Origin of the sequence: Clostridium sp. JS66 (genome assembly GCF_033561535.1) — a bacterium.
Taxonomy (GTDB): domain Bacteria; phylum Bacillota; class Clostridia; order Clostridiales; family Clostridiaceae; genus Clostridium_AM; species Clostridium_AM carboxidivorans.
Genome location: NZ_CP131467.1, coordinates 3685077 through 3705269, shown reverse-complemented (window position 1 = coordinate 3705269; position 20193 = coordinate 3685077). Strand labels below are relative to the sequence as shown.

At 28.8% G+C, this 20193-nt stretch carries 19 protein-coding genes; 14 read left to right on the top strand and 5 right to left on the bottom strand.

Translation table 11 applies throughout. The features are described from left to right. The first annotated feature begins 154 nt into the window (after positions 1-154). Positions 155-547, top strand: a complete 393-nt coding sequence (locus tag Q6H37_RS17175; RefSeq protein WP_318734431.1) for a hemerythrin family protein — start codon at positions 155-157, stop codon at positions 545-547. A 112-nt stretch (positions 548-659) separates the two neighbouring features. Here the strand turns inward: Q6H37_RS17175 and Q6H37_RS17170 are convergent, their stop codons facing one another. The 4 genes from Q6H37_RS17170 to Q6H37_RS17155 all read right to left on the bottom strand — a co-directional run bounded on the left by Q6H37_RS17170 (position 660) and on the right by Q6H37_RS17155 (position 5921). Next, complete coding sequence (locus Q6H37_RS17170; protein WP_318734428.1) at positions 660-821, bottom strand: hypothetical protein; 162 nt, start codon at positions 819-821, stop codon at positions 660-662. 265 nt (positions 822-1086) lie between these two features. Continuing rightward, positions 1087-1983, bottom strand: a complete 897-nt coding sequence (locus Q6H37_RS17165) for a chemotaxis protein CheX (RefSeq protein WP_318734426.1) — start codon at positions 1981-1983, stop codon at positions 1087-1089. A 3-nt stretch (positions 1984-1986) separates the two neighbouring features. Continuing rightward, on the bottom strand, positions 1987-2367 hold the full coding sequence (locus Q6H37_RS17160) for a response regulator (protein WP_318734424.1): 381 nt from the start codon (positions 2365-2367) through the stop codon (positions 1987-1989). Positions 2368-2834: 467 nt separating this feature from the next. After that, positions 2835-5921: a DNRLRE domain-containing protein gene (locus Q6H37_RS17155; protein ID WP_412523867.1), complete on the bottom strand. Its 3087-nt coding sequence runs from the start codon at positions 5919-5921 to the stop codon at positions 2835-2837. 301 nt (positions 5922-6222) lie between these two features. Here Q6H37_RS17155 and Q6H37_RS17150 point away from each other — a divergent pair, with 301 nt between their 5' ends. The 13 genes from Q6H37_RS17150 to Q6H37_RS17090 all read left to right on the top strand — a co-directional run bounded on the left by Q6H37_RS17150 (position 6223) and on the right by Q6H37_RS17090 (position 19192). Beyond that, positions 6223-7950 carry an ABC transporter ATP-binding protein gene (locus tag Q6H37_RS17150; protein WP_318734419.1) on the top strand — a complete coding sequence of 576 codons (1728 nt, stop codon included), beginning with the start codon at positions 6223-6225 and terminating at the stop codon, positions 7948-7950. 46 nt (positions 7951-7996) lie between these two features. After that, the gene (locus Q6H37_RS17145) at positions 7997-9793 is read left to right on the top strand and encodes an ABC transporter ATP-binding protein (RefSeq protein WP_318743056.1); all 1797 of its coding nucleotides are present in this window, start codon (positions 7997-7999) and stop codon (positions 9791-9793) included. A gap of 68 nt (positions 9794-9861) precedes the next feature. Beyond that, a complete protein-coding gene (locus tag Q6H37_RS17140; RefSeq protein ID WP_318734416.1) occupies positions 9862-11094 on the top strand; it encodes a DUF4317 family protein in 1233 nt (410 codons plus the stop codon). 152 nt (positions 11095-11246) lie between these two features. Beyond that, a complete protein-coding gene (locus Q6H37_RS17135) occupies positions 11247-11834 on the top strand; it encodes a TetR/AcrR family transcriptional regulator (protein ID WP_318734413.1) in 588 nt (195 codons plus the stop codon). 16 nt (positions 11835-11850) lie between these two features. Beyond that, positions 11851-12399 (top strand): flavodoxin family protein, encoded by a 549-nt coding sequence (locus Q6H37_RS17130; protein ID WP_318734411.1) that lies wholly within the window; start codon positions 11851-11853, stop codon positions 12397-12399. 7 nt (positions 12400-12406) lie between these two features. Next, positions 12407-12997 (top strand): CDP-alcohol phosphatidyltransferase family protein, encoded by a 591-nt coding sequence (locus tag Q6H37_RS17125; RefSeq protein WP_318734409.1) that lies wholly within the window; start codon positions 12407-12409, stop codon positions 12995-12997. A gap of 28 nt (positions 12998-13025) precedes the next feature. After that, complete coding sequence (locus Q6H37_RS17120) at positions 13026-13364, top strand: arsenate reductase family protein (protein WP_318734408.1); 339 nt, start codon at positions 13026-13028, stop codon at positions 13362-13364. 290 nt (positions 13365-13654) lie between these two features. Continuing rightward, positions 13655-14662, top strand: a complete 1008-nt coding sequence (locus tag Q6H37_RS17115; protein WP_412523866.1) for an FAD:protein FMN transferase — start codon at positions 13655-13657, stop codon at positions 14660-14662. 24 nt (positions 14663-14686) lie between these two features. Continuing rightward, the gene (locus tag Q6H37_RS17110; protein WP_318734406.1) at positions 14687-16285 is read left to right on the top strand and encodes an FMN-binding protein; all 1599 of its coding nucleotides are present in this window, start codon (positions 14687-14689) and stop codon (positions 16283-16285) included. A 212-nt stretch (positions 16286-16497) separates the two neighbouring features. Beyond that, positions 16498-17487 (top strand): ABC transporter substrate-binding protein, encoded by a 990-nt coding sequence (locus Q6H37_RS17105; RefSeq protein WP_318734403.1) that lies wholly within the window; start codon positions 16498-16500, stop codon positions 17485-17487. Continuing rightward, positions 17459-18199 carry an ABC transporter permease gene (locus tag Q6H37_RS17100; RefSeq protein WP_318734401.1) on the top strand — a complete coding sequence of 247 codons (741 nt, stop codon included), beginning with the start codon at positions 17459-17461 and terminating at the stop codon, positions 18197-18199. Before Q6H37_RS17105 ends, Q6H37_RS17100 begins: the two co-directional genes overlap by 29 nt. A 46-nt stretch (positions 18200-18245) precedes the next feature. Beyond that, entirely contained in the window at positions 18246-18857 is a 612-nt protein-coding gene (locus Q6H37_RS17095; protein WP_318734400.1) for an ABC transporter ATP-binding protein, read from the top strand. A gap of 143 nt (positions 18858-19000) precedes the next feature. Further along, positions 19001-19192 (top strand): alpha/beta-type small acid-soluble spore protein, encoded by a 192-nt coding sequence (locus Q6H37_RS17090; RefSeq protein WP_318734398.1) that lies wholly within the window; start codon positions 19001-19003, stop codon positions 19190-19192. 43 nt (positions 19193-19235) lie between these two features. Here the strand turns inward: Q6H37_RS17090 and Q6H37_RS17085 are convergent, their stop codons facing one another. Then, a complete protein-coding gene (locus Q6H37_RS17085; protein ID WP_318734396.1) occupies positions 19236-20120 on the bottom strand; it encodes an SPL family radical SAM protein in 885 nt (294 codons plus the stop codon). Between the last annotated feature and the right edge of the window lie 73 nt (positions 20121-20193).

Below are 20193 nucleotides of genomic sequence, written 5' to 3'. Positions count from 1 at the left end.
ATCAATTTTCGAATCCAATTTTATTTAAACTGCTAAAGTTTAGTTATATATTATTATGAAAATATTATATAATGATAGGAAGCTTTATCAAAACATGTTATAATTAAATATATAAAATTCGTAATAATAACTAATATAATGGGGGTAATAGTAAATGTTAGAATGGAAGGATAAATATTCTATTGGTGTAGAATTAATTGATGAACAACATAAACATCTTTTTGAAATAGGGAATAAAGCAGTTAAATTATTAAAAAATGATTTTTATATAGACAAGTATGATAAAATTATTGAAATAATTCAAGAATTATGTGAATATACGGAGTTTCATTTTAAAGCTGAAGAAGGTTATATGCTAAAAATAGGTTCAAAGCAATATGAAAGTCAGAAAATTGAACATGATGCTTTCATAAAAAAGATAAATTCTGTAGATTTGAACAAGATAGATAGTGACCAACAAAAGTATCTTGAAGACTTACTTGCTTTTGTTTTTAACTGGATTATTGAGCATATATTACAAAAGGATAAGTTGATAAAAGAAAATTAATAAATACAAAATAAAGACCTTGTACTTTGAGAAGTGCAAGGTCTTTATAAACGAAACAGTTTCTGAAGATACATGTAGTGATTTATAATTAAAATTAGGCATATATTTAGATTTAAATTTCTCTATATAAGTTCTTTTCAAATACATCAATAATAAGAAATCCCTTTTCAGCACATTCATTAATTTTGTTAATCAATTCTTTTTTAGTCCAAAATTCATGATTAATTGTGGTTTTTTGATTTATATCCTTATAAGTAAGTCCATAAAATTTCATTACTTTCCTCCTTTAATCTTGCCATAGGCATAATATTAAAAAATAAGTAAATATTCATGTACCAATCTTTTGTGGATATTAGTGATTTAGCAAATTTGTTATACTTATTATTAGCATTAGAAGTAAATCAACATCAAAATGTTTGTACTATTTTTATATTATATTAACAATAGGTACTTTTAAGTATAAAAAACATACTGTATATTATGTTAAATTATACCACAATTGAGTACAATAATCAAACTTTTGGAATATGATAGTTGAATTATTCAATAATTGGAGTAGATTTTGAAATAATAAAGTCAACTTTTCCAAAAGAAAATACAATAGGTATACGATAAGCTTCTGTCAAATTAGTTAAGACACCTTTAGAGTGCATTTCTTGTGGATTTAGCTGAAGTTCAGTATTGTTTTCAGACATATTTACAATAAATATTCCGTTAACTAAATTTAAAAATTCTCCTATAGATTCTTGAGTATATCCATCATTTTCATGGAGATTTTCTTCAGTGTATCTTTTTGCAAATTCTAATAATGTTTTTTGGTCAGCAGAAATACATATATATAATTCAAAATCTCCATTAATTTTTTGTGAAGCAATGTAATTAAATTCATATTCCTCTATAGGCATAATTTCTATAGGTCTAAAATCACTATCAACAAACCTAATAATATTTTTCAGCAAAAGAGAAAAATATTTTTTATAAATGGCACCATAGGAACAACTGTCAAAATTATAAAATTTATCTATAATTTCATCTAAATTTTCATTTATTAAAAAATTGAAATCTTCATTGCTAATACTATATGACATTTTATAGTTATCAAGTGCCTGCTCAAATTCAGTAAGAGTCATATAATTCTTATCTAAGATTGCTTGTCTAACAAGCATATCCTTTGATTCCTGTTCAAAAAGTAAAAGTTCTAACTGTTCTTCGTTTAAAAGGCTCATATCAATTGAAAGTTCACCAAATTTTTTATCAATTCTATACTGAGTTTTATGTACTTCATTAACACTATCCTTGGTCATAAATCCTGAATTAACAGCTAACTCACCTAATCTAACATGTATAGATTTTTGTAAATCTAACAAATTTTTTAATTGTTCGGGCTTAAGTAATTTCTCATTTAAAAGGTAATTGCCAAATAATTGTGTAAGCATAAATTACTGCACCTCCTCATTAAACTCCTTTAATATACTTTCAATTTTAATGTTTGCAAATGGTTTTTGTATAAATTCACAAGCTCCTGCTTCAAGAGCTTTTTTAAGTAATGTTTTAGTACCTGATGATGATGACATGATAACCTTTGCACTTTCATCAAATTGCATAATTTCATTTAAGGCCGTAATGCCATCTTTTACAGGCATAACTATATCCATAAAAACCAAATTAGGTATATATTTTTTATACATATCTACGGCATTTTGTCCATCTGATGCTTCAAAAATTTCAGTGCAGCCATATTTAAATAATAGTTCTTTTAGTTTCTTTCTTATTAGACTTGAATCATCACAAATAAGAACCTTTAATGAATGTAGTTCCATTGTCTTTATTTTCCCCCTTATCATATAAAATACTTTTACAGATAGTAAATTTTATATTCATATATAATATTATACATTAATATGAAGGTGTATACAATATTGTATATTATTATACAAATTTGTACCACAAATTTCATAAATGTTCTATAAATACTAATATAACATAAAAATAATTAAAGTTAATATTAAAACAGCTATAAGATTAATTAAATGCTCAACTTTTGCACATGTAATTTTTGAGCTAATATAAACATAATACAAAAGTTGAGTTAAATATAAATACTTAAATAGGGGATATATTTTTAGTTCCTATTACTCCAGATAAATCTTTTTTATTTTGCGTTTCTAATAAAAATGATTCCTTTATTTTAGAATCTATTTTTAATTTACATTCTTCATTGGTAGTAATACAAATTTCACTTAAGGCTTTAGTGCTTATTATAATGCATCTCTACATAATCTATGATTTAACTAAATTCTTTTGCTTTTTCTAAAGCTTCCTTAATATTTGAAAAAGTATTGTAACCGTAAATATAAAGTTCGCTGTTACCATCTGTATAGTTAGGATTTACGTGTATATCCGTTTTTACGTTACTTAAAATAGTTTTTGAAGCATTAACATAATAAGGTACAAAGTTTGATGGACCTACTATTTTAGATTGTATAGTAGGCTTATAAGCAGTTCCCCACCAATTGTTAGGTGCATTAGTAGTTGTAGTAAGGTTATTTTCAATTAGGTTACCATTTAAAATTTTACTTGTTATGCTATTTTCAGCTATTTCAATAGTTGTTAAGTCAGCACTATCAAAACTTAAATCAGAGCTCATGTTATCAGTTAGTTCATTGTTAATTATAGCTATATCAGAAGGTACCTTACCTGTGGTGCTGTGAATTTCTTCAGCTGTAGAACTGAGATATATTCCATATACAGCATTTTCATGAATTTTATTATTCTGCACATTTATATTTTTTGAGGTATTTATCCAAATACCATATCCTTTAGAATCGTATATATCATTGTTACCAATTATAAGTTTACCTTCAGAAGCTTTAATAGATTCAATGATCATTGCATGATTGTTATAGCCTAATATTTGATTGTTAATAATTGTTAAACCTTTAAAATCTATCATATCATCTAAGTGCTTTGGATCATCAGAAGGATAAAGGAAAGCTTCAGCATCATATCCCATATAAATTCCATAGTTACTGCCTTGAGGTGAATAGATTATATTGTCTGATATGATTATATTTTTATAGGGCTGCTTATCCTGCTTATTTTCAATGCCTATATTCCAATCTCTAATTTCAAGGCCTATAATTTTTACATCATCTGCTGATATAGTGATAGATGTTTCTGTGGCTATTTTTTCGTTTCTTTGCTTTAATATAACATCAGAATTGCCTTGTAATGTTAAAGGTCTCTTTATTTCTAAAGCCTCATCGTATATTCCTGGGAGTAAATTAACTTTTATTATGGAATATACAATTATAGCAAACTTTAATACTTTAGTATCATCTACTGTAACTATTTTGTTATCTACTGCTCCACTGATGTTGGCTATGCTTTTGCCGGTTATAGGTACGCCTTCAAAAACCCCATCTAATTTAATAGTTATAATATTTGATTGAGTAAGTGCAAATATCACTGCTAAAGAGTTATTTGCTTCAGCAATACTAGTATCAGTCTGTTCATAACCTTTTACACAAATAGTACTTATATCTGTAACTCCACTTTGTATATTAACATGGGTGATATTTTTTCCATCGATGGTCAAATTGTTAGAATTTAAATTTAAAGTTTCAACACTAGACCCATTATCTAAAGTCAAGCTTGTATTTCCAGCATCAATTTGAACTGTTTTAACGTTTCCGCCTTTATCTATTTCAATATTTGTATTACAACCATCTATTGCTAAATTGGTAACTAATGCTCCTTGATCAATTAAAATGATTGAATGTTTTGCTTGTATATTTAAATTAGTAATTGAAGCATCTTGCTGGATTGAAATATTGGAGTATTCTGATTGTACTTTTAAATTATTAACTTTAGAGCCAATTATTTGTAGTATCTGTACTGGAGTACCTTGTGCTGGGGGGGTAAGAATAATTTCTCCAACTACACTTTTAATAGGTGTAGCAGATGAAGTATCTTCATCTAATATAACTTTTGCATTACCAAAGAAACGCAATATAGGAGTTTTTATTCCATATAAATGAATACTATTAATATCTCCTGAAAGTACTCTTGTTCCCCTAAGAGCAGTTACATTATGCAAAGTTATACTTGCATATGGTCCTATATCTATAATTAACTCTCCATCTATAATTAAATTGTTTAGTTCACCTTCATCAGCACCAATACCCAAGGTTACATTTGGAGTTGTTAAAGTGAAATTATTAGTTCCGTCACTATCTAAAATAATGTATTTATCTATAGAAAGAGCCTTGGTCAATGTTATATTATTTAATAAAGATATATGACCTACAGAATCATCTGAAAGTGCATTTGTTAATTCTGTTTCAGTACTTACAGTAACATGCCTTAAGGTTTTTTTAGATATTGTTATTTTATACACATTGGTTACTACTTTATCTTGAGATGTACATTCAACTAAAATTTCATCATTAATTTTGAAATCATATGAATTCCATTGAGTTTTATCAATTATAGTAGTTTCTCCATTTCGTACTACTTTTACTACTACAGTTTCATTAGGTTCACATTGTGTTATGCTAATACCTGTTGAAGTATCAGTGTTTACTAGTAAAATTGTACCATTAGAATTTGCATCTGTTATTAAAGCTTGACCTAAATCTACATTGTAGTTTTCTGTTTTGATAGAACTTAAAATAGCATTGTGATTTGCAAGCACATTTCTGAAATCATTTTCTTTAGAAACACCATATATTATATGATTTTCTGGCAAGTCAGGAATATTAATATACGTTATACGTTTATGCAAATCAAAACCTTTAAAGCTGCTTTCTATTGACACATCTCCATTTTGTTTACTATCAGTAACTAGTTTGGAGTCATCATATTCTACAATGAGACTAGGCCACATATAATCCTGTGTATATTCTCTACTCCTAAACCATATAAAAGATGAAGCACTTTGTGATGCTATTACTTCTATTCCATGAACAGTTTCGGTTTTATCATTTAGCCACTGGTTAATAATAGATGTAACATCGATATCAAAATAGCCATTCAAATTAATATCAGTTAATGTGGAGGTATAACCTACCTCTTCATGAGAAGGTTGATTATTCCAGTTAGCCTCCATTTCTTTAAAATTTTCAAGTAACTTATAAGCAGTTACTTCCTGCTGACCTGTTTTTTCTTTTTTATATACATATAATCTTAGTAATACTCTTGTAATGCTCACTTTTGAAAATATTGAAGAAATATCAAACTTTAAAAGGGCTCTATAGTAATCATTTTCTGATGAAGAACTTCCAATTAGTAATGAATCTGATTTTCCAAAATTAATCGTTGCATTATACTTGCTTATACAAGTGTCTTCTATAGGTAAAAGTATTTCTATCAAAAATATCATCTCCTAAATTTATTGCTTTGATGTATACAGCTTTAGTCATATTACATAATATGCTGATGAGATTTTTTGGATATAAAGATTTGAAATTATGTTATATAATTGAGAGGACAGAGGACAATTGACAGAGGACAGTGAAGGTTGATTTTTTGCTGTCGCAAAAAAATCATCCTTCATTGTCCTATGTCCTCTGTCAATTGTCCTCTTAAAAAAGTTGTATTCCACTGTGATTATAATATAAAATTAAGTAGTCACTTATAAATAAAAATTATAAAATAAAAAAGAGGTGAATGAAGTGAAATTCTTAATAAAGTACATAAAAAACTACTGGAAATTGTTCATAGCAGCAGTAATATTCTTAACTATTGAGGCCTTGTGTGATTTAATGCAGCCTACAATAATGGCTAAGATAATAGATATAGGTGTTGCAAATAAACAAATGGATTATGTAATGAATAAAGGACTTATAATGCTTTTAATTACAGCAGTTGGTGCAGCAGCAGCTTGTGGAAGAAATATTTTATCCAATTATGTATCTCAGAAATTTTCAGCAGAACTTAGGCTGGATCTTTTTAAGAAAATACAAAGTTTTTCCTTTAATAATTTGGATAAATTTAAAGGGGCATCACTTGTAACCAGGTTAACTAATGATGTAACTCAACTGCAGAATTTTTGTAATGGACTTATGAGAATTTTTGTGAAAGCTCCTCTTGTATGCATAGGAAGTATTATAATGGCTGCTAAACTTAATCCTCACATGTCTTTAGTATTAGTTGTAGTGGTACCAATTGTAATAATCTTCATATTTGCTAACATGCAAATTGGTTATCCCTTTTTTATTAAAGTTCAGAAGGCTCTAGATAGGGTGAATACTGTAATGAGAGAATATTTATCTGGAGTTCGAGTAGTTAAAGCTTTTAATAGGTTTGATTATGAGATTAAAAGATTTGAAGGTGCAAATGGGGAACTAGGGTTAGCATCTACTAATGCAATGAGATTGATGTCTGTGTTTTCACCAAGCATAAGGTTAACAGTAAACTTAGGTATAGTAGCAGTTATTTGGATTGGAGGATTTCGTGTAAACAATGGAAATATGTATGTAGGTCAAGTAATTGCCTTTATTAACTATATGACACAAATTCTTTTTTCGCTTATGATGATATCTTTTGTTTTTACAGTATTTGTTAGAGCTAGGGCTTCTGCTGAGCGTATAGGTGAAGTATTTATGGAAAAAAACGAAAGGAATGACTCTGGAACTATCAAAATAAATGCTAAAACAAAGGGTAGGGTAGATTTTGAAAAGGTCTATTTTTCATATGCTGCAAGTAAAGGAGAGCCTATAATTAAAAATGTTACATTTAGCTGTATGCCAGGGGAAACAATAGGAATCATAGGAGCTACAGGAGCAGGAAAAACAAGTCTTGTTAATTTGATACCTAGTTTTTACAATGTAACTAGTGGAGCAGTTAAGGTAGATGGAATAGATGTCAATCATATTGATTTGAAAAATTTAAGAGAAAAAATAGCAATTGTTCCTCAAAAATCTATATTATTTACAGGTACTGTTAAAGATAATATACTTTGGGGAAAGGAAAATGCTTCAGATGAAGAAATAAGGAATGCAGCAATTATGGCCGAGGCTCACGATTTTATTTCTTCATTTCCAGAAGGTTATGAAACGAAAATAGGCCAGGGAGGTGTAAATTTTTCAGGAGGTCAAAAACAGCGTATTTCCATTGCTCGCGCATTAATTAAAAAACCAGATATTCTAATATTAGATGATTGTACAAGTGCTGTAGATGCAGCAACAGAAGCAAAAATTAGATTATCTTTAAAGAAGTATTTTAAAAATCTTACTTGCTTTATAATAGCTCAGCGTATTACAAGTGTTATGGAAGCTGATAAAATAATTGTAATGGATAATGGTGAAATAGCTGGTATTGGTAAACATGAACACCTTATGAAAAGTTGCAATATTTATAAGGAAATATTTTACTCACAGATAGGTAAAGAGGTGGTGTAACGTGGCTCAAGGAGATAAAGGTCCAATAGGTGTTGGCAGAAATATAATGGGAAGACCAGGTAAAAGACATGGTAGAATGATGCCTGTTGTAAAACCAAAAAATTTCAAAGAAACTATGTCTAGATTGTGGAAATATTTTGGCAGTGAACGTAAATTTTTAACATTGATATTTATTTTTATTATAATTGATGCTGCACTTTCACTTGCAGTACCATATATTATAGGAAAATCTGTAGATGCAATGTCTCAAATGAATGGAAAAGTGAATTTTGCAGTACTTAAAATAATGTCTATTACTCTTGTAGCAGCTTATATAGGTGATGCAATTATTACTTTCCTTCAAGGTTGGATTATGGCAGGGGTATCACAGAGGATAGTTATGAATTTGCGCAGCCACCTCTATAAAAAGCTTCAAAAGCTGCCAATATCATTTTTTGATATACATACCCATGGAGAGGTTATGAGCCGTTTATCCAATGATATTGACAATGTAAGCAGTACAATATCACAATCTACGGTGCAATTAATGTCTGGACTTATAAACATAATAGGATCACTTTTTATGATGACAATTTTAAGTCCTATACTTACACTGGCTAGTATGATAACTGTACCTATGGTACTTGTGCTTACCCGTATTATAGCGAAAAATACAGCACCTTTGTTTAAAGATCAGCAAATAGAATTAGGAAAGCTTAATGGATATATAGAAGAAACAATATCAGGCATTGAAGTGGTAAAAGCTTTTAATTATGAGAATAAAGTAATTGAGCAGTTTGAAGAAACCAATTCAAAATTGTGTAAGGTGGGTATAAAAGCTCAAATATTATCAGGATTTATAATGCCACTTATGAATGTAATTAATAATATAGGTTTTGCTGTAGTAGCTGGAGTTGGAGGTATACTGGCAGTAAAGAATTTGATTACTGTAGGTATTATAGCAAGTTTCTTAAGTTATTCAAGACAGTTTTCAAGACCGTTAAATGATTTAGCCAATATATTTAATACACTACAATCTGCTGTAGCAGGAGCAGAAAGAGTATTTGAAATACTTGATGAAGAAGAGGAAGCTTCAGATGTATTAGAAGCTGATGTATTAAAAAATGTAGAGGGAAATGTAAAATTTGAAAATGTTAATTTTGGTTACAGGGAAAATGTATCTGTACTGAAAAATATAAGCTTTAATGCACCAAAAGGGAGCACCACAGCTATAGTAGGGCCTACTGGCGCAGGAAAAACAACTGTTATAAATTTACTTACAAGATTTTACGATATAACTAATGGAAGAATCTTAATTGACGGCAGAGATATAAGAGAATACACTAGAGATAGTTTGAGAAAGTGTTTTGGTATAGTGCTTCAAGATACCTACCTTTTTTCTGGAACAATTAAGGAAAATATTAAATATGGTAAGCTGGATGCTACCTTTGAAGAAGTGAAGACAGCTGCAGCTATGGCTAATGCAGATGTATTTATAAATAGACTTTCCAAAGGATATGACACTTTTTTACAAGACAGTGGAGAAAACTTGAGTCAAGGACAAAGACAGTTAATTGCTATAGCTAGGGCTATTTTGGCTAATCCATCTATATTGATTTTAGATGAAGCTACAAGTAGTGTGGACACCCGTACTGAAATGAACATACAGGAGGCAATGCTAAAGCTTATGGAGGGGCGTACAAGTTTCATAATAGCACATAGACTTAGTACCATTAGAAATGCAGATAATATCATGGTAATTGATGGTGGTGAAATAGTAGAAAAGGGAAGTCATGAAGAACTCATTAAAAATAAAGGAATATACCATAACATGTATTTTAATCAATTTAAAAATGTTCAGTAATTCTGATATAATTATATATGGTATAGAAAAAGTAGAGTATTACAAATAAAGAAAGAGGTTTAATGAACATGAATAAAAAGGATTTAGCAGACATAAGAAAAGAATTTAAACTTGGAGCATACATGCTGCCAATAAAAGAAGTTTACAGCGTATATTTAAAAAAGGACAATGGAGAGATTATAACAAGGGAATTAAATCACTTTGAAATGATGGATATAGAGAAACAAGAGCTTTACTTAGAGAATTTTAAAAAAATATTGACAGGTACCTTGGATTCTAAAATATTTGAATTGGATTTTAAAAATAAAACTACCATAGAACAGCTTGATAACAATGATGATTTAGAAGTGGAAGATGGACAAGAAGAAGATATAGATAGTACCCAGCAAATTTTGTATAAAGCATTAAATGAGAATAATGAAAGTATTGCAGCTTATGCAGATAAAGTAGTAGATAAGATAGCTGAAAATTATACTTATGAAACTGATGTAGTTATAAACTTTTTAAGAGCAGAGTATTATAAGGGAAATAAGAAAAAAAGTATGGAAACTGAAGAGTCCATAGATGATTTTATGCAATCCATAGAATTCTTATTATGTAGTGTAAATAAGGTTGATGTGCCAAAGAAAGCACTAAAGCTTGATTATTCGGATTTGACCTTTAAACCAAATTCAGCATTGGATATGATAATAAATTTAAAATCCCCATTAGATGGTTTTATGTTCCCAAGTATTTCTGCAGAATACACGGATGTAAATAAAGCAGTTTATTATTCATCTAAGGCTAAACAGATGAACAGTGTTTTTGTAGAAGAAGTATTAGGCTGCAATGTTAAGGCCACTGCCATAGAGGAAAAAGAAACTTTTCATGCTATATTAAATACAGTTGTGGGAGATAGTATTAAACCAGATACTATGCAGGAAATATATGAAAGAATGAATGAAAAACTAGAAATGGAAGAGGAAATTGAAGATGATGAAGAACCAACTGTAGATATGAAGGAAGTGGAAGCGGTTTTAAAAGAGAGCGGTATAGAAAATACTGAAGTAGTAAAAAGTGCTTTTGAAGAATTATGCGGAAGTGATTATGAATTTAAGGTAAAAAACATAGTACCTGATTTTAAGAGTAAATCCATAAAAATAGAAAATGAAAATACCAATATTACAATAACTCCAAGAGACTTAAGTTCTATAAAGCAAATAAAAGATAAGAGAGGCAGAAAGTGTCTTTTGATAGAGCTAAATGAAGATGTACAAATAAATGGCTTCAAATTAGAAACAGAAGAAGTAGATTATATATAATAAAAAAGTATATGAAAAGCCCTTTGCATTAATGCAGAGGGTTTTTTCTTTATTAATTTATGAATAATTTGGATGCCATTTTATTGACAGGTAAATTTATTTTTGTTATTATATTACCAATGGTAATTACCATTGGTAATGGAGGGAACAAAATGAAAAGTATTAAAAATAATTTAAGTAAGGAAATTATTTTAGAGATTACATTAGCTTTAATAGATGAAAATGAAGGAAGCAAAAATGTAACTTTAAGAGATATTGCAAAAAAGCTTGGATGTGCTCATACGAACTTATACAATTATTTTAAGAGCTTGGAAGAAATTTTTTGGGAAGCACTTGGACAGGCGTTATTGAAAATGATGTGTTATTCCGAAAGTAATTTAACTGTTAAAATTGATTGTGAAAAAGGGCTTTATGAATTTTTCGATAATCTCATTGATTTTTCAATGGATCATCCTGGTTGGTATAAACTTATATGGTTTGATACTATAGGTGGAAATCCTCCCGATGAAGTAATTAAAATGTTAAATAAGCCAGGTAAAGAACTTATTGAAATAATTATAAAAGTAAGCAATGATAAACTTTCAGAGGAAAAGGCAAGTTTAATTGCAAATATATTACATGGATATTTACATGGTGAATTGTGTAAATGGATAAACAATCGAAGCTTTATGAACAATAGACAGGAAACAAAAACAAAGCTTTTATCAAATATAAAGTACATGTATAAATTGATGGTTTAGTAAGGAGGAAATAGGAATGTTAAAGAAAATTTTAATTGGAATTGTAATTTTAGCAATAGTTGCGGTTGCTAGTATGGTGTTGATGATTGGATATGCAAATAAAATAAAAGGAAGCAACGAAAAGATACTTACAAGTAAAAATGAATCTCCTAAAAAGGCATTAATCATTTTTCAACCTTCATTATCTGATGTTACAAGTTTAATGGCAAATTCAATAGCCAAAGGATTAAATGATGAAGGTTATGAGGTTACATTGAATTATCCAGAAAAAGATCTAAAATATGATATATCAAAATATTCCATAGTGATTTTTGGTTCACCAAACTATGCAGGAAAACCACTTACAATAGTAACAGATTATATGTCAAAAATAAAAGACTTTTCATCTAAGAAAATTATAGTATTTTCAACTGGAGCAGATGCTTCGAAAAAAGATGAACTTGAAATTATGGAAAAGTCTCTTAATGGCACAAAGCCATATAAAAAAGCAAAGTTTCTTTCAAGTTCAAAAAAGGAAAGTGAAAGTAAAGCTTATAATTTAGGTAAAGAATTATCGAAGGAATAGTGAAATTATGAAAAAGCTTATGATGAAACTTCCCAATATCATAACATTGATTAGGGTAATATTATCAGTATTTTTAAATTCCTACATTATTAAACATTTTGGTGATATGTTGATACCTATAATAATTACTTCTATAATATTTATAACTGATTTTTTAGATGGTAGGATTGCTAGATTTAATGGCAGTGTATCAAAATTAGGAGCTGTTTTTGATGTAGCTTCAGATTTACTGTACATTATCATTTCATATATGGTATTATACATTCTACACGTTTTGCCATTATGGTTTTTATTTGTTATATTATTTAAATTTGCAGAGTTTATTATTACTTCATATTTTATTAAAAAGGCTTGCAGCAAAAAATCTATATTTATTTTTGATTTTTTAGGTAGAGTTGCTGCTGCAATGTTTTATGTTATCCCTCTATTTTCCTATATAACTTTTCATATTATGAATGCTAGATATCTATATATAGTTTATTCATTTATGTACATTATAACTTTTGCTGCAATTGTTTCTTCTTCATACCGTATTTGGACTTGCATTGTAAGTTTGAAAAAATGTGAAGATAAACTAGAAATTAATAAAGTTGGATAAGACATTCTTAGAAGGGAGCATTTAGTTTATGAATATTCAAATTTTCGGGGTAAAAAAATGCTTTGATACAAAAAAGGCAGAAAGATATTTTAAAGAAAGAAAAATTAAATATCAATTTATTGATTTAAATGAGAAGGGGTTAAGTAAAGGAGAGCTTAAAAGTGTTAAAGAAGCTGTTGGATTAAACAATTTAATAAACACTAAAACAAAAGAATATACAAGACTAAATCTTGATAAAATTAGAGACAGCAATATGAAAGAGGAAATACTTTTAAATAATCCTAAGGTTTGTAAAACTCCAATAGTACGCAACGGTAAACAAGCTACAGTAGGATATGAACCAGAAATTTGGAAGGAATGGGAGTAACATTATATTTCAACTTAAAAATAAAGCTATGATTAGTTTAGTAAGCTAATATAGCTTTATTTTTTTATTCAAAAATTGTTTTCTTATTTCTCAGCAAACTCTCAGCAAACTCTAAACTTAAATTAAGGTAAGTGATATAGAATGTATTTATCAGATGACAACCAATTCTAATATTTTTGATTTTTAAAGAGGAAGTAAAGGACAAATACATAAGAACAGCGTTATTTGATGATAAGAACTCTATTGTAATAACAGTGATTTAAAATACAGTAAAAGGAGGCATGAATAATATGTTTAATTCTAAAAAACTGCTTAGCATATTTTCAAAAAATATTAAGAAGAATGAAATGCTAGCTTGGAAGGAATTTTATTCTCTTGGAACCATAATACAATTGAGAGCATATGGAAATAAATCTGAAATAGCAATAAGTGAAGCTATGAAAAGAGTTAATGATATAGATGATAAAATGTCAGCATTTAAAGATTATAGTGAGCTTTCAAAAATCAATAGAAGTGCTGGTAAATGCTATGAGAAGGTTAGCTACGATACTTATTTTGTAATAAACAAAGCAGTAGAATACAGCAGAATATGTCATGGAACTTTTGATCCTACAATTAGACCAATAGTGAATTTGTGGAACATAGGTAAAGAAAATTTTAAAATACCAGATAAAAGTGAAATTGCAAATAATCTTAATCTTGTTGACTACAAAGATATATGTTTAGATGAAAAAGATGTTTCCATTAAGTTAAAAAAAGAAAATCAAAAACTTGATGTTGGAGGTATTGCCAAAGGTTATGCAGCAGATGAAGTTAGAAGAGTATTTGAAAAATACCATATAAAAAGTGCATTGATTGATCTTGGGGGTAACATACTTGCTGTAGGCAATAAAATTGATGGAAGTAATTGGAATGTTGGTATTCAAAATCCCTTAAAAGAAAGGGGAGAATTTGTAGGAGTACTAAGTATTTCAAACAAGTCTGTAGTTACTTCGGGAAATTATGAAAGATATTCAATAAAAGATGGAAAAAGGTTTCATCACATAATAGATTCCAGAACAGGATATCCTTCAGAAGGTGAAGTTATAAGTACTACTATAATATCTGATTATTCTATTGATGGTGATGGATTATCAACTGGAGTTTACATTATGGGAGTTAAAGATGGAATGGAATTAATAGAATCCATAAAGGGAGTAGAAGCTATATTTATAACTAAAGATAAGAAAGTATATACCACATCAGGTATTAAAGATAAATTTAACCTTACTAATACAGAATTTTCGTATGAAGAATAAATTTTGCAGGAGGAAAAAACTATTATGAAGAAAAAAATATCTAAATTACAAATATTAAGAACCATAGTACAAATTATATGTTTAATTGTACTTCCAGGATTATTTACTTTAAGTTTTAGTGAAATTGGAAAACTTTATTCCATGATTATAAAGGGTAATTTTAATTTCATTCAGGCACTGCCAGGTTTGACTGCAGCAATTGCAGTAGTTCCTATAACTATATTATTTGGTAGATTCTTTTGTGGATGGATGTGTGTTTTTGGAACTTTTAATGATTTTATATACATGGCATTTCAAAAGGTGTTTAAAAAACAATTTAGAGTAAATAAACAAGTAGATTCTATTTTAAAATATGTGAAGTATGTAATTTTAGCACTTATAGTGTGTTTTGTATGGACAATGGGAAATAGTACGCTGAATGATTATAGTCCTTGGAATGCTTTTGCACAAATAGGAAATTTCCCTGATGCCATATTTCAGTATACTTTTGGATTTATACTATTAATATTTATAGCAGTAGGTGCAGTGTTTATTGAAAGATTTTTCTGTAGATATTTATGTCCTCTTGGAGCTATATTTTCAATAGTATCAAAAATCAGGATTTTTAAAATAAAGAAACCTAATGATAAATGCGGAAAATGCAGATTATGTACAAATAATTGTTCAATGGGTATAGAACTTTATAAGGTCAATAAAGTAAGTAGTGGAGAATGTATAAATTGTTTAAAATGTATAGATGTCTGTCCGAGAAAGAATACACAAGCAAGTGTTGCAAATCAAGAAATTAATCCAGCTTTTGCATCAGCAGTAGCAATAGCTGCTTTTACAGGATTATATGCTGCTAGCTCTGCATTAGGTGGTTCTGTTAAAAGTAATATGGCTGTGGGTACCAATACATCTAATAGTACAACTGTTTCAGCTTCTAATAATGTGAATAATTCATCACAAGCACAATATAAGGATGGAACTTACATGGGTGTTGGAAATGGGTTTAGACCAGACTTAAAGGTTTCTGTTACAGTTAAGAATGGTAAAATATCTGATATACAAATAGTATCCCATAATGAATCTAGAGGATATTATGAAGAGCCTTTCAATGTAGTACCTAAAGAAATAATAGAAACTCAATCCACACAAGTAGATGCAGTGTCAGGAGCTACAAGAAGTAGTAATGGAATAATGCAGGCAGTAGAAAATGCATTGAGTGGAGCAAAAGTAAATAGTAATTCAACAAATACTGATAAATCAACATATAATAATAGCAATAATTCTCAAAATGTAGAAAGCAATAGTACAAGTGAAAGTCAAAATTCATCTTCTACAAGTAATAGTACATCTATAAGTTCAACTAAGGGACAATATAAAGATGGAACTTATACTGGTGTTGGACGTGGCTTTAGACCAAATTTAAAGGTTTCTGTTACAGTATCAAGTGGGAAAATAAGTAATATAGAGATAATATCTCATAATGAATCTAGAGGTTACTATGAACAGCCTTTTGATATAGTTCCAAAGGAAATTATACAATCTCAATCAACCAATGTAGATACAGTTTCAGGAGCTACAAGAAGTAGCAATGGAATTATAAGTGCAGTAGAGGATGCACTAAGCCAGGCAAAATAAGCTTTAAATTTATATAAATCAGCAATGTTTCGCTTTAGCGAAACGGATCATCAAAAATATTCATTCACTATCCTCTTAAAAAAAGGTATATGAAAAATTTGAATATAACTTTTAATAATTGTAAAGAATTATATATCCTTAAATTTGTTAACTATAAAGTTTTGTTATATAATTATAGATGCATTGATATTTATAATTAGGGGGAATATAGCATGAAAAAAAGACTAACAATACTGACCACAACTTTGATTTTAGTGATTTTAGCATTGTTTGCAGTGGGATGCAGTGATAAACAAGCAGCTACGCAGCCAGCTAAAAAAGAAAAAATTAAAATAGCAGCTTTAAAAGGACCTACAGGCATGGGTATGGTTAAACTTATGGATGAAAATAAGGAAGATTATGATATTTCTATGTTTGATTCACCAGATCAAATCATATCTAAAGTTGTAAATGGTGAAATAGATGGAGCAGCAGTACCTTCTAATTTAGCACCAATTTTATATAGTAAGACAAAAGGTAATATTCAATTAGTAGGAATAAATACCTTAGGAATTTTATATGTTGTTGAAAATGGAAGTACCATAAAGGATATAAAGGATTTAAAAGGTAAGACTGTTTATGCTAGTGGAAAAGGCGGTACACCAGAATTTGCCTTAAACTACATATTAAAGAAAAATGGAATAGATCCAGAAAAGGATGTTAAAATTGAGTATAAAGGACAGCATAGTGATGTAGCTGCATTAGTAGCTTCACAGCCAGGAACTATAGCAGTATTGCCAGAGCCATTTGTAACTACTACAAAGATGAAGGTTAGTAATTTGCAAATTCCAATAGACTTGACAAAAGAGTGGGAAAAGGTATCTGGAACTGACAGTAAATTAGTAATGGGAACTTTAGTATTTAAAAAGGATTTTATAGATAAAAGAGGAAAAGATCTAGATGAATTCCTTACAAAATATAAAAATTCTGTAGACTTCGTAAATAAAAACAAAGCAGAAGCAGGAAAGCTAGTAGAGAAATATGGAATAATGCCAAAAGCTAAAGTAGCAGAGATGGCTATTCCAAAATGTAACATAGTATTTATTAGTGCTAAAGATGGAAAAGCTTCTTTAAATAACTTTTACAAAGTTCTAAAAGAAAGTGATCCTAAATCCATTGGAGGAAAAATGCCTGATGAAAATTTCTACTACAAAGGAAATTAGAAAAATAATTATATTAATATTTTGGATGTTAATTTGGGAGCTTTGCTCCCTTTTTGTTAATAATTCGCTGCTACTTCCTTCACCTTTGGAAGTAATAGAAGTTTTAGTTCAACTTGTTAAAAAAATTTATTTTTGGCAGTGTGCTTTTAATAGTGTTTTAAGAGTTATAGCAGGTGTATCTTTATCCATAGGTATAGGAATATTCACTGGAATTATTGCAGCTATTAATAAGTTTATTGAGGAATTGCTGGAACCCTTAATAGTATGTATAAAGGCTACTCCAGTTATGTCCATAATAATACTAGCTTTAGTTTGGTTTAAAGCTTCCAATGTAGTTATATTTACTAGTGTGTTAACATGTTTTCCTATAATATATACTAATGTATTAGAGGGAATAAAAGCTGTAGATAAAAACTTAATTGAGATGGCCAGCGTTTATAAAGTTAAAAATAAATACATAATAAAGGATATATATTTACCTTACATAAAGCATTATATTGTTTCAGGAGTGTTAATGTGTTTAGGCATGGGCTGGAAGGTTTCTGTAGCTTCAGAGGTTTTAAGTATACCTAAGTATTCTATAGGTTTAAATCTTCTAAATGCAAAGTCAACCTTGGAAACTGCAGAGCTTTTTGCGTGGACTATTGTAATAGTAGCATTAAGTTTTATTTTTGAAATAATATTTAAATACTATATAAAGGGACAAGAGTAATAGTTATTTATAAAAAAATTATATAAATTGATTAAGGGTGTAATTTATGGAGTACATTGATGATTATGAAGTAAAAATAAAAAACTTATATAAGTATTATGATGAACATAAGGTTTTGGATAACTTAAATATAAATTTTAGAAAAGATAAGATTACTGTGATTTTAGGACCTTCAGGTTGTGGAAAGACTACATTATTAAATGTTATAAGCGGCTTAACTAAAGCAGATAGTGGAGAAGTGATTTTAAATGATAAAGGTATATCTTATATATTTCAAGAAGATAGACTTATTGAGCAGCTTACAGTTTATGACAACATAGCCTTTGTACTAAAATCTATAATGAACAAAGATGAAATGAATAGTGTTATAGATAAATATTTAAATTTGGTTAAGCTTGCAGAGTATAAAGATAAACTTCCAAGTAAGTTAAGTGGGGGAATGAAAAGAAGAGTAGCTATAGCCAGGGCTTTTGCTTATAAAAGCAAATTGCTTTTAATGGATGAACCCTTTAAGGGACTAGATGAAAAATTAAAAAAAGAAATAATAGAGCAATTTTTAAAACTTTACAAGCAGGATAAAAGAACAGTTATAATGGTAACTCATGATTTAGAAGAAGCAAAGCTCTTGGGAGATGAAATTTATTCACTAGATAAGTGATCAAATCAATGTTAAAAATAAATTGTAAAAATAGGAATATGAATCCTCATTTGTCTGTAATTTAATAGAGTAATAAACCTAAAAAAGAACAAAATAAGACCATAAAGTGTAGTACAAATCTTATTAAAGAGGAGGAATATACTATGTCAAACAATAATAGAGTTTTAGTACCAGAGGCTAAAGAAGCATTAGACAGATTTAAAATGGAGTCAGCAGCAGAAGTAGGAGTTAATTTAAAACAAGGCTACAATGGAGATTTGACTGCTAGAGAAGCTGGATCAATAGGTGGAAATATGGTTAAGAAAATGGTTGAAGCTTACGAAAAAGGACTATAATATATTGAAAGCCAGATAGGTCATTTACTATCTGGCTTTTATTTTATAGCTTTTTATTTAAAAAACTAAGCTGAATACTGGACAGTTTGCTTTCATATGAAGGCATTTTAGTAGAAATACCATATTTATCACAGTTTTCAAAAAATACGTTTTTAAGTTTAGTGTAATTATTGATACTGCAAGAATAATAATTTTTAAATCTTTTTTCATATTTAGATTTCAAATTTGGAAATAACTCATCCAGTTTTGAATAGTAATATTCTTTTTGTCTGTCTCTCAATGTCATTCCAAAAGCAGGATAAATGAATTTAACGCCATAGTCTTTTGACATTTCTATAATTTTAATTATGTTTTCTTCATTATCTTCAATGAAGGGAAGTATTGGCATCAAGGTTATGCCGGCATGTATACCCAAGCTTGAAAGTATTCCTAGTGCTTTAAACCTATCAGAAGATACTGGAGCTCTAGGTTCTATTTTTTGTGAAAGTGAATCATCATAAGTGGTTATTGTAATGGCAACTTGAGCATATATATTGTTTATTTGTTGAAGTATATCTATATCTCTCAAAATAATGTTACTTTTTGTAGTTATATGAACAGGATAGTGATTATCAGCAATTACTTGAAGAGATTTTTGTGTAAGTCTATACTTTTTTTCAATAGGTATATATGGATCACTCATGGCTCCAGTTCCAATAGTACCTTTTATTCTTTTTCGTACAAGTTCTTTTTTTAATAATTCTACTGCATTTATTTTAACATCAATATCATCAAAATTTTGAATTTGATAACATTCACTACGGGAATCACAATATATGCATCCATGCTGACAGCCTCGGTAAATATTCATAGTATACTTAACACCAAACCAGCTGCTAGGATTTTTACTTGTTACTAAAATACTTTTTGCATTTATTTCTCTTACCATATAACTACTCCTTATTAACACATAGGACAAGTAATTTCTGTATAATTTCTTTCACTATCTGTGAATTTTAAAA

Bases quoted from the DNA above. Each gene is read 5' to 3' on its own strand.
- Q6H37_RS17100 (WP_318734401.1), top strand. From the start codon at position 17,459: ATGAAAATTTCTACTACAAAGGAAATTAGAAAAATAATTATATTAATA.
- Q6H37_RS17095 (WP_318734400.1), top strand. From the start codon at position 18,246: ATGGAGTACATTGATGATTATGAAGTAAAAATAAAAAACTTATATAAG.
- Q6H37_RS17130 (WP_318734411.1), top strand. From the start codon at position 11,851: ATGTTAAAGAAAATTTTAATTGGAATTGTAATTTTAGCAATAGTTGCG.
- Q6H37_RS17105 (WP_318734403.1), top strand. From the start codon at position 16,498: ATGAAAAAAAGACTAACAATACTGACCACAACTTTGATTTTAGTGATT.
- Q6H37_RS17115 (WP_412523866.1), top strand. From the start codon at position 13,655: ATGTTTAATTCTAAAAAACTGCTTAGCATATTTTCAAAAAATATTAAG.
- Q6H37_RS17090 (WP_318734398.1), top strand. From the start codon at position 19,001: ATGTCAAACAATAATAGAGTTTTAGTACCAGAGGCTAAAGAAGCATTA.
- Q6H37_RS17145 (WP_318743056.1), top strand. From the start codon at position 7,997: ATGGGAAGACCAGGTAAAAGACATGGTAGAATGATGCCTGTTGTAAAA.
- Q6H37_RS17140 (WP_318734416.1), top strand. From the start codon at position 9,862: ATGAATAAAAAGGATTTAGCAGACATAAGAAAAGAATTTAAACTTGGA.
- Q6H37_RS17085 (WP_318734396.1), bottom strand. From the start codon at position 20,120: ATGGTAAGAGAAATAAATGCAAAAAGTATTTTAGTAACAAGTAAAAAT.
- Q6H37_RS17170 (WP_318734428.1), bottom strand. From the start codon at position 821: ATGAAATTTTATGGACTTACTTATAAGGATATAAATCAAAAAACCACA.
- Q6H37_RS17135 (WP_318734413.1), top strand. From the start codon at position 11,247: ATGAAAAGTATTAAAAATAATTTAAGTAAGGAAATTATTTTAGAGATT.
- Q6H37_RS17165 (WP_318734426.1), bottom strand. From the start codon at position 1,983: ATGCTTACACAATTATTTGGCAATTACCTTTTAAATGAGAAATTACTT.
- Q6H37_RS17110 (WP_318734406.1), top strand. From the start codon at position 14,687: ATGAAGAAAAAAATATCTAAATTACAAATATTAAGAACCATAGTACAA.
- Q6H37_RS17175 (WP_318734431.1), top strand. From the start codon at position 155: ATGTTAGAATGGAAGGATAAATATTCTATTGGTGTAGAATTAATTGAT.
- Q6H37_RS17120 (WP_318734408.1), top strand. From the start codon at position 13,026: ATGAATATTCAAATTTTCGGGGTAAAAAAATGCTTTGATACAAAAAAG.
- Q6H37_RS17160 (WP_318734424.1), bottom strand. From the start codon at position 2,367: ATGGAACTACATTCATTAAAGGTTCTTATTTGTGATGATTCAAGTCTA.
- Q6H37_RS17125 (WP_318734409.1), top strand. From the start codon at position 12,407: ATGAAAAAGCTTATGATGAAACTTCCCAATATCATAACATTGATTAGG.